The sequence below is a fragment of the Bradyrhizobium centrolobii genome (assembly GCF_001641635.1).
Taxonomy (GTDB): Bacteria; Pseudomonadota; Alphaproteobacteria; order Rhizobiales; family Xanthobacteraceae; genus Bradyrhizobium; species Bradyrhizobium centrolobii.
This window is the reverse complement of the sequence record NZ_LUUB01000103.1, coordinates 2501-14817: the sequence shown is the minus strand read 5'-3', so window position 1 is coordinate 14817 and position 12317 is coordinate 2501. Positions and strand designations below refer to the sequence as shown.

The window sequence follows — 12317 nt, the reverse complement described above, 5'->3', positions numbered from 1 at the left end:
AGGGCCAGGACCCGACATACCGCTTAGGCAAACGCAGCGGCAAGACTTTCGCTCAATATCTAAAGCCCCCCGCTTGGCCTCGGCCGCAGCGGGGCCGGTCTAGAGGCGGTCTCATGCAGGTGGTGCCAAGGAGGCTCGCTTCCAGACACGATGAGTGATGAATACCACCGGCTTGCAAATTGGAGTTGGTATGCTTCACTGCGTCTTCTTGCGGGGATCATCAGCCGGGTCGATGTAGTCGATGCCTCCTGGGCCGATGAACTGAATTTGGAGGATCGCCTCCTCGTTCCCCGTCCAAACATAATGAGCGTGCTTCGCCGGCAGCGCCTGCAAGGCACCCGCCCTGACCACCTCGCCTTTCGTAGGGTCAAACTTTTCGCCCATGCCCCAGCCGACGCTACCGCTGATCACGGTGACGGTCTCGGCATAGGGATGAGTGTGCGGCGGAACCTTATAGTTGGGCGGAAACTTGACGCGCTGGACCACCACGCTGCCAGCTTTCGTTGGATCGCCTACCAGGAGCGCGACTTGGCCACCCTTCGGAATGTTCGGATTGTCCTTCCACGTCAGCGCATCTGGTTTGACGAGGGTCACGGCATCTTGCGCCAGTGCCGAACCCGCAAGCGCGATCAAGGCTGCCAAAGTCAGAAGCTTTTTCATGGGGATCCTCCTTACGATTTTTGCTCCATTTTTCAGAGTGCGATTGCTTTCACGATGATCACTGCCCAATCCCCCAGCGAGCATTTCGGCACGTCCCGCTTCAGGGCAGCTCGCGATAGTCTACTCGACGTCGTCGCGGCACGATAGGGAACAAAAGGGCGATGTCGGGTCAGGGTCAAACCGCGACTTGGCGGGGAGGGCAGTTCCTGGCGCAAAGCGGACATTCGGCCGGATCCACACGTCCCAGAAGGGTCAAAAGCCGATATCGCATGGTTCAAGCAGAAAGTCGCCGTTCTTCGGCGGATGACGGCTAAGATCTGTTTCCGCTTTTTCGGCGCCAGTGCGGGAAGGGTTTTGCCGTGCGTGCCCATCGCGTTACCAACGCCGCGAAAGCCCACCAGCGAAGATAATTCGCCGGACGGCCTTCCGGCGACTATCGGACGATCTATTTGGTACGGCGACCGAACGACTCGGCGTAAGCCTCGGTGCGCGTATTGATGATCGGGTCATCCGAAGCGTCGATGCCGGTCGTCACATTGGTCGGCAAGAACAGCAACTCCTTCTCGACCTTCTTGGTATCCAACGCCTTGATGACCGCGATTTCGCCGAGTTCTACCGTCGGCCGGCTGTCCGGCCAGACTTTCGTGGCATCCGTGGTTGGATCATCAGCGGCGGCAACCTGCACCAAAAGGTGGAACTTGGCTGGTCCTGTTTCGAGCGATGCCCGTAGATTGTCAGCTAGCGCATTCGGAGGACGCTTCGCCGCCTCCTCGTCGCTCACGTAGGCGGGGCCGCTCTCGGGTACGATGCGGTAGCGGCCGAACTTGCTTGTTCCTTGTGCATTGGTGAACTTGAACGCGTTGACGCCGAAGAAGGGCTGCGTGCCGTAACTAACCGCCACAGGCCGAGGCGTGGTGACAAACGCTGATGCGGCTGGGTGGGTCGACAAGAATTTCTCGACCGGCGTCGGCTTGGGCACGTCGGGACCGCTCGCACCGACCGCCTGCAGCAGAGCCAGAAAATCCTCTCCAGTCGCCACCGGAAACCCGTTTGCCGATATGCAGACTATGTCTTGCTCGCTGCCATCCGAGAGACGGAACTTGATCGCCATGCCGCGGATACGGTCGGTCGAAGGGTGGGTGTCGGGCGCGTCAGGGACGCCGCCCGCATTTGAGAAGCGAATGACGAGCGGCGTGGGAGCACCTTTGAGAAAGGCAGCCGAACTGAAGGTGTCGGCGCCTTGTGCCGGCGTGAAGGTACCTTCAAACACGGCGCCCTTGGCGTGGTTCGCGCGAACGCCCGGATGCTGGCCGTAAAGTGTGTTCATTTGATTGACCAGCCGAACGCCAAGCGGCTCGTCTTCGGCGCCGGCGTAGGTCGCTCCCGCGGCCATCAGCGCGGAGAATGCGATGCTTACAGCAAAGCTTTGAAACCATCGCATGACTATCCTCCTGGTCTACGAGGGAGCGCATACGGAAAGCTGCTTCAGGCGGAGAAAAAAACGCGCCCATGGTGGATAATCTAAACTAAAACGCGCCCCCAACATAGTCGGTATCCGGTCGAGCGTTACACCATTGGCCTCGTAATCGGTCTCTTTCCACTCGTCGGTTCGGCAGCGCGACGACAATGGCTGTGGCCGAAACAAGAACAGTTCTGAGCGTTACCTCAACGCACACTGAAGGTGAGGCCGGCGCGTTCCTTCAGACGCTTACGCAACGGCGGCCCTATCAGCGCGCCCGGCGTCCAGGTGCCGCCCTCGCCCTGCACGTCGCGCACGAGGCAGAGAGCGGTCTCGGCGATCATCCTGCTGGTCGAGCCGTAGCCCGGATCGCGGTCGCCCGTGACGACCGCCTCGATCCGTCTGCCATCCGGCAGTTCGCCCAGGAAGAGGATGTCGTAGAAGCCCTTCTCGCGCATTTCCCGAGTCGGGCCTGCGCCGGGTTTGAGACCGCCAGTCCCGAACAAGGAAACCATCGTAGCGAACGTCTCAGTCGTCACGTGAGCGATTTCCCCAAATCCGGGCGCGACCATCATCTCGTCGTAGACGAAGTCCCTGCCGTAGGGATGGCCCAACAGGAAATTCGTGCGGTGCACGTTCTTGGTGTTGATCGGCGCCATGGGGAACGGCACGAGCCACGCGTTCATGCGCGGGTCGTATTCAGGGATGAGGCCCGAAGGCTGAGACGGCCCGGTGAACCCCGGCGTCAATGCGAAGGGATCGGTCAGCAGCCGGATCAGGGCCGGGTCGCGCGCGGCGGCGGCCAACGTCGCCTGAGCGCTGGCCGCCGTGCCGCCAGACATACCGCCTTTCACCTTCCGCAAGCGGGCTTTGACCCGCCGCGCCGGGCGTCCGAATATCTCGCGCGCCTTTTCCTGCAACGTGAGCACGCCGAGATCGAACGGGATGGAATCGAAGCCGCAGGAGAAGACGATGCGCGCGCCGGTCCGTTTCGCCGCTTCGTGATGGGCGTCGATCATGCGCCGCATCCAAGCCGGTTCGCCGCACAGATCGACATAGGCCGCGCCCCCGGCCACGCAGGCTGCCACAAGCTCTGAACCATGGAGCTGATAAGGCCCGACCGTCGTGATGATGACCGCCGCACGCTCGACCATCGAACGCAGGCTGGCCGGCTCGGCGGCATCCGCCTTAACCAAGGGCAAATCGTCTGGTGCGCCGATGTCGGCACGCACCTTCTGGAGCTTGTCGGTCGAGCGTCCGGCGAGCGCCCAGGACGGAGCATCGTCGCCGCGATAGGACGTCGCCAGATACTCGGCGATGAGACGGCCGGTGTAGCCCGTCGCGCCATAGACAATGAGGTCGAAGTCCCGCTTCACGTTTTGGTCCTCCTCGAGAGCCGGGAGCGCTATCTTCAGAGCCGTGTGCGACCGCTCTGTACGCCTCGCGGCCACTGTCGCCATAGGCCATGCAACATTCGCTACCAAGCGGGCGCTACCCCTTACTCGGACCGGTCTTCCGCCGGCTGGATCGCACCAACTTGGCCATTTTTACTGTCGTGGAGCCCAGCGAGGGGGCGGGGATACTCAGCACGAGCAGCAGGGGCCATTTGAGGGGCCGCCGCTTCATTGAACCGTCCCACCGCGTTTAACGCAGGATACCACAGTTCTCGCGTTCCGGCGCGGAACGTCCGGTTGGGATCAAACTGCGACTTAGCGGGGAGGGCTGCTTCTGGGCGCAAAGCGGACATCTGCCCGAAAAGCCTATGTCGCAGAAGGGCCAGAAGGCGACATCTGCGAAAACGAGAGAGACCGCCAACTGAGGCCGCCTTCACTTACGGTGATGTCTTTCCAATATTTTCTGCAGCCTAACTGAGCGGCGAAGCACCTGGGAGCTTTCGGCCAGCGTAAGGTAGCTCTGCTCAAGGGTCGCAAGCTGGCTCCGGGACCCGTTGTCTCGCGCTTGGTCCTTTAGCTCTCTGCAGCGCTCAGCAAGCTTGAGATATCCTCGTGGTCTTTTCATTCTGGCTAACGAAGAGCCGCGAGCACCGTTCCTACTCCCAAATTCAACGTAGGACACTGGGGTTCAAATACGAACAGCACCCGCCCGTGTGGTCCGGCCAAAGAGTGTGGCATAGATCGGGGGGCGATCGGTCGTGAGTTTGCTCACGCGTCGTCACCCGCGGTGGTACGCAAGCAGAGACGGAACTCGGCTCGTCACTCGACCGCCTTATCCGAGCCGGTTTGCCGTTCCGCAAGGGCGTGCCCGCCGCGCGTGACCTGGACGTGCGAGAGGTTAATACCGCGCGCCAGGCTGCGTGGCCTTCGAGGGCGCCGTGCCAGTGGTTTGCCCAGTCGTCTCCTTCGAGCGAGCCATGCCGGTGGTCTGCCCAGTCGTCTCCTTCTTCATGTGCTTTGCATGCTTCATGTGCGTCGTGTGCTTGGACATGTGCTTGGCGACGCCGGGTGACGCCTCGGGCGCGGGCTGCGTCTGGGCCATTGCGCCGCCAACAGCAAGCGCGAGAGCGCATGCAGATGCGAGAATGAGCTTCTTCATGCTCGTCTCCATGGGATGAGAAACAATTGCATTAACTGGAGGAGCGCCAAACAGTTCCATCCGCGAGCAACCCGATAGCATCTGCATGTGGCGCAAGTCTGCGTCGGGTCAAGGTGCGACCTGGCGGGGAGGGCACCTCCCGGCGCAAACCGGACGTTCGTTCCACCCACAAGTCTCAGAACGGCCAGAAGCCTCAGGTGAAGTGGGCTGATAGGGATGTCTATCGACACTCGCCATACCGGAGTATACTTGCCGCGACGGCAGCAGCGTGGAGAGCTCTGATGTCATCGCTCAATGGCAAAACGCTGTTCATCTCGGGTGCGAGCCGCGGCATTGGGCTTGCGATCGCGCTGCGTGCAGCGCGCGAGGGCGCCAATGTCGCGATCGCCGCGAAGACCGCGGAGCCGCATCCGAAGCTCAAGGGTACCATCTTCACCGCGGCTGACGAGGTGCGCGCGGCCGGCGGCAAGGCACTGCCCGTCATCTGCGATATTCGCGACGAGGCCCAAGTGATCGCCGCTGTTGACAAGACTGTGGCCGAATTCGGTCGCATCGATATCTGCGTCAACAACGCCAGCGCCATTAGCATGACCGACTCCCAGGCAACCGACATGAAGCGGTTCGACCTGATGATGGGCATCAACACCCGCGGCACTTTCATGGTGTCGAAATACTGTATCCCGCACCTGAAGAAGGCGCAAAACCCGCACATCCTGATGTTATCGCCGCCACTCGACATGAAGGCGAGATGGTTTGAGCGCTCGACCGCCTATACGATGGCGAAGTTCGGCATGAGCATGTGCGTGCTGGGGCTGTCGGCTGAGCTGAAGAGCGCGGGCGTTGCGGTCAACGCGCTATGGCCGCGCACGACGATCGCGACCGCGGCGGTTGCCAATCTCCTTGGTGGTGACGCCATGATGCGCGCGAGCCGCACGCCCGAGATCATAGGCGATGCAGCCCATGTCATCCTCACAAAGCCGTCGCGCGAGTTCACCGGGCAGTTCTGTATCGATGACAAGCTGCTCTATGCCAGCGGAGTACGCGACTTCGAGCGCTATCGCGTCGATCCCTCCGTCCCGCTGGCGCTGGACTTCTTTGTACCCGACGACGACGTGCCGCCGCCCGGGGTCACGGTCGTGCCCCTGCGGTAGCGCGCCGCGTTGACCAATGCCTCAACGGCCAGCCGGGGATGCGAAATTCCTGACCGGCTGGTGGTCGGTTTGATCAGTCGAATCCGCGCGCTGCGCTCAAGCGGTCGGCGCGACGCGCGGACCGATTGGGGAGACCGCACGGCACATGAAGACCTTGCTGCTCCTGGTTTATATGCTTGCTGCCACGCGGGGAGCGATCGCGCAAAATACACAGCAAGACACACAATGCGTTCTCGAACGCGCCGCGATGGTCGAAACCATCCGCGCTTACGCCCGGTCCTACGCCGACGTCCTGGGACAGCAGGGGCTGTCGGAGAGAGTCCTTGCGGCCATGGGGCAAACGCAGCGCCATCTGTTCGTGCCCGGGCGATCCTGCTCGGTCGCATACGCAGACGGGCCGCTTCCGATAGGCCTTGGCCAGACCATATCGCAGCCGTTCATCGTGACCTTGATGACCGAGCTCGCCGACGTCGCGCCCGATGACGTTGTGCTCGAAGTCGGTACGGGGTCGGGCTATCAGGCCGCAGTTCTTGCGCACTTGGCGCGGAAGGTCTGCACCATCGAGATTATCCCGCAATTGGCCGAGGCGGCCGCCAAGACACTGAAGGATCTCTCGTATGACAATGTGAGCGTCCGGCTTGGCGACGGCTATGTTGGTTGGCCGGAATGCGGTCCGTTTGACGCTATCGTCGTGACCGCCGCGCTCGGGCAGGTGCCGCCGCCGCTGATCGAGCAGCTTAAGGTGGGTGGCCGACTGGTGATGCCGGTAGGCCCGGCTTACACCATCCAGACCCTCACGGTGGTCGAAAAAACTGGCCCTGGCCAGACGACCACGCGCGCCGTCGGCCATGTGCGCTTTGTACCCTTTACCCGTTCAAAGGATTGAAGGTCGATCAACGTTCAGTTCGCGGATCCTTGCGGCAACGCAATTTGAAGCGACAGCTCTTGGCGGCAAAGCGGACATTCGGCGAGACCCGCATGTCTCGGAAGGGCCATTCGGCGACATTGGCGGCGCGCATTCGAGCTGTTTGCATATCCCGGGCACGCGTCGGTCAGCGCGGCTGACCGTTTCAACTTAGCAGCAATGGCCAAGATCCAGTCAAAGCACGTTTGGCGCTGCGGTTTGATCCGTCGTACAATTATTGGGGAGTGGATTGCGGGTGATGGTGCAAGAGCGGCCAGTCCGGGTCGAACGTAGGTTATCGGCGATATTGGCCGCCGATGTGGCTGGCTATTCCCGGCTCATGCATAACGACGAAGTGGCCACGCGCGCCAAACTGTGTCGAGCCCGCGATTGCGGAGCACGGCGGGCGCATCGTGAAGAACACAGGCGACGGGTTCCTGGCTGAGTTTCCTAGCGCGGTCGAAGCGGTCCGAGCTGCCATTCAGTTCCAGGCCCGTATCAACGAACTTGCAATCGGCGATGCGGAAGAGAGTCGCATTCTCTTCCGTGTGGGGCTCAATATCGGCGACGTGATCGTCGAAGCCCATGACATCTTTGGGGACGGCGTAAACATCGCGGCGCGGCTCGAGGGCATTGCCGAACCCGGCGGCATTTGCATCTCTCAGACGGTCTTCAATCACGCGCGCAACAAGGTGGCTTTCGACGTCGAGGAAGCGGGCGAACAAATTCTGAAAAATATCGCCCGACCTGTCCATGTCTACCGCATCATCATAGATCCCGTCCGGCGGACTGCGACGCCCAAACCTGATGTACCGGCGCTCTCCTTGCCCGACAAACCGTCTGTCGCGGTTCTACCACTCACCAATATGAGCGGCGATCCCGAGCAGGAATTTGTCTCCGACGGAATCGCCGAGGATGTCATCACGGCGCTATCCCGCTATCCCTCGTTATTCGTCATCGCGAGGAACTCGTCGTTCACTTACAAGGGACGAGCAGTTGATGTGAGACAGGTCGGGCGCGAGCTCGGCGTCCGCTATGTGCTTGAAGGTAGCGTGCGCAAGGCCGGCAACCGGATCCGCGTCACTGCGCAGTTAATAGAGGCAGCGACCAGTAATCATGTGTGGGCCGAGCGCTATGACCGCGATCTCGCGGATGTTTTCGCTATGCAGGACGAGCTTACCGAAGCCCTGACGACCGCGTTGGCCCCCGCCATCGCAGACGCTGAGCTTCGACGCGCCATGCGCAGGCCGCCGGGGAGCCTTGATGCCTGGGCGGCCTATCAGCGCGGCCTGTGGCATCTGAGCAAGGCTACCGCAGACGACGACGAGACTGCAGAGAAGTTCTTCAGACAAGCCATCGAGCTCGACCCAACTTTCGGCGGCAGCTACAGCGCGCTCGCGTTGTACCAACTGCAGGCGGCCGCGCTCTACCAGAAGATAGACCTGCGAGACGCGCAACACTCGGCCGAAACCCTGGCCCGCCGGGCGGTCGCGCTTGATGGTGCCGATGCGGAAGCCCGGTCGTGCCTCGGCTGGGCTCTACAAGCGCGCGGTGAGGCTTACGATGCATTGGCGGAGATCGAGCAAGCTCTTTCCATGAGCCCGAACCTGGCGATCGCGCACGGCCATAGAGGTGCGACGCTGATCTTTGCTAGACGGCCCAAGGAAGGGCTTGCGGCGCTCAATGCGTGTCTCAGGTTCGATCCCCGCGATCCCTATTTGGCAGTTCGATTGTTGCACATTGCGTGCGGTCACTATTTCTGCGGCGAATATGAGGCTTCGATCGAGGCTGCAAAACGTCTGATCCTGTCGTACCCCGAGTTTCCGATGATCTACCGCTGGTCCGCGGCGGCGCTGGGCCAGCTTGGCCGCACAACGGAAGCAAAGGAAGAATTGGAGAAGGCGATCTCACGCGCACCGGGGGCGTTCGACATGTATGTTCGCAAGCGAGCACCATGGTTTCGGCCAGAAGACCACGCCCATCTCGTCGAGGGTTTGTGTAAGGCCGGGTGGAAGGGCTGAGGCTGCATTGATGTCCAGGCCATCTGCTCATGCTTTGCAGCGAGCTGTTCTATGCCCTGCCGCCCAGGACCCGCAGGCTTGCTGCTTTGCTACGCGGAGGCCAGAAAGTTAGCGCAGTGAAAAACTTTCGCTTTTCCGCTTGAAGTCAGGCGAGCGAGCATCTATAGAGTTTTTGCGCGTTGCCCGCCGGTCGGGCGCTCCCTTGGCTTTGAGGCTAGGGAAGCAGTTGCGCTTTTGATGCTCCTCACCTTGTTGAGTGACACAACAGTCGACACCGGTCGATTGGAGTCATTCATCGTCGGTAGGGGTGTCGGAACCCTTCCTCTCAGGAAGGTTGGGGCCTCTCCGGTCCCGGGCTGTTTGACAAGTGAAGATGAAGAAAGAGAAACGTGGACGGCGGAGTCCTTGCGGGTCTTGTTTCTGAAAAGCTTCGGCTTTTCTGATCGAGGCCGGACGAAAGACTTCGGCGGTACACGTTTCAAAGGTAACACCATGACCTCTTGATTGAGGTCAGTTCGCAAGCGATGTGAATCGCTTCGCGAGTATGGTGGGACCTCGTCAAACGTTGTGATCAGCCGGTTCAAAGTTCAAGTCCAACTTGAGAGTTTGATCCTGGCTCAGAGCGAACGCTGGCGGCAGGCTTAACACATGCAAGTCGAGCGGGCGTAGCAATACGTCAGCGGCAGACGGGTGAGTAACGCGTGGGAACGTACCTTTTGGTTCGGAACAACACAGGGAAACTTGTGCTAATACCGGATAAGCCCTTACGGGGAAAGATTTATCGCCGAAAGATCGGCCCGCGTCTGATTAGCTAGTTGGTGAGGTAATGGCTCACCAAGGCGACGATCAGTAGCTGGTCTGAGAGGATGATCAGCCACATTGGGACTGAGACACGGCCCAAACTCCTACGGGAGGCAGCAGTGGGGAATATTGGACAATGGGGGCAACCCTGATCCAGCCATGCCGCGTGAGTGATGAAGGCCCTAGGGTTGTAAAGCTCTTTTGTGCGGGAAGATAATGACGGTACCGCAAGAATAAGCCCCGGCTAACTTCGTGCCAGCAGCCGCGGTAATACGAAGGGGGCTAGCGTTGCTCGGAATCACTGGGCGTAAAGGGTGCGTAGGCGGGTTTTTAAGTCAGGGGTGAAATCCTGGAGCTCAACTCCAGAACTGCCTTTGATACTGAAGATCTTGAGTCCGGGAGAGGTGAGTGGAACTGCGAGTGTAGAGGTGAAATTCGTAGATATTCGCAAGAACACCAGTGGCGAAGGCGGCTCACTGGCCCGGTACTGACGCTGAGGCACGAAAGCGTGGGGAGCAAACAGGATTAGATACCCTGGTAGTCCACGCCGTAAACGATGAATGCCAGCCGTTAGTGGGTTTACTCACTAGTGGCGCAGCTAACGCTTTAAGCATTCCGCCTGGGGAGTACGGTCGCAAGATTAAAACTCAAAGGAATTGACGGGGGCCCGCACAAGCGGTGGAGCATGTGGTTTAATTCGACGCAACGCGCAGAACCTTACCAGCCCTTGACATCCCGGTCGCGGACTCCAGAGACGGAGTTCTTCAGTTCGGCTGGACCGGAGACAGGTGCTGCATGGCTGTCGTCAGCTCGTGTCGTGAGATGTTGGGTTAAGTCCCGCAACGAGCGCAACCCCCGTCCTTAGTTGCTACCATTTAGTTGAGCACTCTAAGGAGACTGCCGGTGATAAGCCGCGAGGAAGGTGGGGATGACGTCAAGTCCTCATGGCCCTTACGGGCTGGGCTACACACGTGCTACAATGGCGGTGACAATGGGATGCGAAGACGCAAGTCCTGGCAAATCTCAAAAAGCCGTCTCAGTTCGGATTGGGCTCTGCAACTCGAGCCCATGAAGTTGGAATCGCTAGTAATCGTGGATCAGCACGCCACGGTGAATACGTTCCCGGGCCTTGTACACACCGCCCGTCACACCATGGGAGTTGGCTTTACCTGAAGACGGTGCGCTAACCAGCAATGGAGGCAGCCGGCCACGGTAGGGTCAGCGACTGGGGTGAAGTCGTAACAAGGTAGCCGTAGGGGAACCTGCGGCTGGATCACCTCCTTTCTAAGGATGGTCCTTCAGCGAGCTCACGCTCACTATCGGACCGTTTTAGAAACATCAGGGGCCAACAGATCGCCAGATCGTTGAGCTCCATTGGCGGGATTTCGCCGTCTTCGTTTCTCTTTCTTCGCGGACGAACACGCGCCGGGGCTGCGCTGTGCGATTGCATTCGGCGCGTGTCGGCGGCGTGCACGCGAGCAGGGCCCTAGTCCTTGAGAGGATAGCGTTAGGGGCTTGTAGCTCAGTTGGTTAGAGCGCGCGCTTGATAAGCGTGAGGTCGGAAGTTCAAGTCTTCCCAGGCCCACCACTTTCATCGAGTGAGCATTCGTCTTCTGGTTACGGGGCCATAGCTCAGCTGGGAGAGCGCGTGCTTTGCAAGCATGAGGTCGTCGGTTCGATCCCGTCTGGCTCCACCAGATGGTTTGATCATCGACATCCCAACCGTCGTCCGCGAAACATCGCTTCGCATTCGCAAGTCTTCACCAAAGACTACGAACTGCGTGTTTTCTGACATCGTAAAGAGGAGATCGATCCGAGTTGGATCGTGCAGCAATTGTTGCGCGAGCCTTCATTATCTCCGGATCATTTCGGCGCTCGCTTTCGGCCGTGAGGCAGACAGCGGGTTGTGAATGATCCTTTTAGCGAAGCTTGACCGCCTCGCTATCGGAACGATCTTACGAAGCAAGCTGGTCTTTCTAGTCAATGTCCGGCTGCGCCAATCGCGTTCATCGAGGACGCGTGCCTTTGATGGCCGTTGCGCAGACAACATTCTGCCGAGTGTGTGGACATTGATAATGAGAGCAATCAAGTGCCTTAAGGGTGTTCGGTGGATGCCTTGGCGCTGAGAGGCGACGAAGGACGTGCTACGCTGCGATAAGCCGTGGGGAGCTGCGAAGAAGCTTTGATCCGCGGATTTCCGAATGGGGAAACCCACCTTCGATAGCCGGAACTCCAAGACCTTTGTCGAAAGACAACGGTGTGGGGTTCGACCAGATAATGCGAGAAGCCAGGCCTTTGGATTTCGATCGAAGAGGTTTTGGATTTCCGGTTATCAAGAGAAGGTATGAGACTTCTGAATAAAATAGGAGGTTTCAAGCAAACCCAGGGAACTGAAACATCTAAGTACCTGGAGGAAAGGACATCAACAGAGACTCCGTTAGTAGTGGCGAGCGAACGCGGACCAGGCCAGTGATACATCAAAGACAATCGGAACCTGTCAGGAAAGCAGGGCCTCAGAGGGTGATAGCCCCGTACGAGTAATGCGATGATGTATCCTCGAGTAAGGCGGGACACGTGCAATCCTGTCTGAACACGGGGGGACCACCCTCCAAGCCTAAGTACTCCTCAGCGACCGATAGCGAACCAGTACCGTGAGGGAAAGGTGAAAAGCACCCCGACGAGGGGAGTGAAATAGACCTGAAACCGGACACCTACAAACAGACGGAGCCCAAGATACGTTCTGGGTGACGTCGTACCTTTTGTATTAT

At 59.6% G+C, this 12317-nt stretch carries 7 protein-coding genes, 2 tRNA genes and 2 rRNA genes (1 of these 11 cut by a window edge); 7 read left to right on the top strand and 4 right to left on the bottom strand.

Translation table 11 applies throughout. The annotated features are described in order from the left end of the window. Positions 1 to 195 precede the first annotated feature (195 nt). From AYJ54_RS37335 to AYJ54_RS37320, 4 genes are all read right to left on the bottom strand, one after another. Complete coding sequence (locus AYJ54_RS37335; protein ID WP_063705167.1) at positions 196 to 660, bottom strand: cupin domain-containing protein; 465 nt, start codon at positions 658 to 660, stop codon at positions 196 to 198. Positions 661 to 1105: 445 nt separating this feature from the next. Then, on the bottom strand, positions 1106 to 2101 hold the full coding sequence (locus AYJ54_RS37330) for a catalase family peroxidase (protein ID WP_063707178.1): 996 nt from the start codon (positions 2099 to 2101) through the stop codon (positions 1106 to 1108). Positions 2102 to 2325: 224 nt separating this feature from the next. Continuing rightward, entirely contained in the window at positions 2326 to 3495 is a 1170-nt protein-coding gene (locus tag AYJ54_RS37325) for a saccharopine dehydrogenase family protein (protein WP_063707180.1), read from the bottom strand. A 916-nt stretch (positions 3496 to 4411) separates the two neighbouring features. Beyond that, complete coding sequence (locus AYJ54_RS37320; RefSeq protein WP_136624201.1) at positions 4412 to 4672, bottom strand: hypothetical protein; 261 nt, start codon at positions 4670 to 4672, stop codon at positions 4412 to 4414. Between the two features lie 281 nt (positions 4673 to 4953). Here AYJ54_RS37320 and AYJ54_RS37315 point away from each other — a divergent pair, with 281 nt between their 5' ends. The 7 genes from AYJ54_RS37315 to AYJ54_RS37285 form a co-directional block, all read left to right on the top strand. Then, the gene (locus AYJ54_RS37315; RefSeq protein WP_063707174.1) at positions 4954 to 5823 is read left to right on the top strand and encodes an SDR family oxidoreductase; all 870 of its coding nucleotides are present in this window, start codon (positions 4954 to 4956) and stop codon (positions 5821 to 5823) included. A gap of 145 nt (positions 5824 to 5968) precedes the next feature. Then, positions 5969 to 6709 carry a protein-L-isoaspartate(D-aspartate) O-methyltransferase gene (locus AYJ54_RS37310; protein ID WP_063707172.1) on the top strand — a complete coding sequence of 247 codons (741 nt, stop codon included), beginning with the start codon at positions 5969 to 5971 and terminating at the stop codon, positions 6707 to 6709. Between the two features lie 431 nt (positions 6710 to 7140). Further along, positions 7141 to 8748: an adenylate/guanylate cyclase domain-containing protein gene (locus AYJ54_RS51600; RefSeq protein WP_201724308.1), complete on the top strand. Its 1608-nt coding sequence runs from the start codon at positions 7141 to 7143 to the stop codon at positions 8746 to 8748. A 594-nt stretch (positions 8749 to 9342) separates the two neighbouring features. After that, a 16S ribosomal RNA gene (locus tag AYJ54_RS37300) occupies positions 9343 to 10833 on the top strand. Positions 10834 to 11060: 227 nt separating this feature from the next. Beyond that, positions 11061 to 11137 (top strand) — tRNA-Ile (locus tag AYJ54_RS37295). Between the two features lie 33 nt (positions 11138 to 11170). Next, positions 11171 to 11246, top strand: a tRNA-Ala gene (locus AYJ54_RS37290). A gap of 386 nt (positions 11247 to 11632) precedes the next feature. Then, positions 11633 to 12317, top strand: a 23S ribosomal RNA gene (locus AYJ54_RS37285); it runs 2189 nt beyond the window's last position. The 16S and 23S rRNA genes sit together here with 2 tRNA genes alongside, the layout of an rRNA operon.

What these genes read in the sequence shown, in the direction of transcription:
- AYJ54_RS37335 (WP_063705167.1), bottom strand. Translation starts at nt 660, where the DNA reads ATGAAAAAGCTTCTGACTTTGGCAGCCTTGATCGCGCTTGCGGGTTCG.
- AYJ54_RS37330 (WP_063707178.1), bottom strand. Translation starts at nt 2,101, where the DNA reads ATGCGATGGTTTCAAAGCTTTGCTGTAAGCATCGCATTCTCCGCGCTG.
- AYJ54_RS37320 (WP_136624201.1), bottom strand. Translation starts at nt 4,672, where the DNA reads ATGAAGAAGCTCATTCTCGCATCTGCATGCGCTCTCGCGCTTGCTGTT.
- AYJ54_RS37315 (WP_063707174.1), top strand. Translation starts at nt 4,954, where the DNA reads ATGTCATCGCTCAATGGCAAAACGCTGTTCATCTCGGGTGCGAGCCGC.
- AYJ54_RS37310 (WP_063707172.1), top strand. Translation starts at nt 5,969, where the DNA reads ATGAAGACCTTGCTGCTCCTGGTTTATATGCTTGCTGCCACGCGGGGA.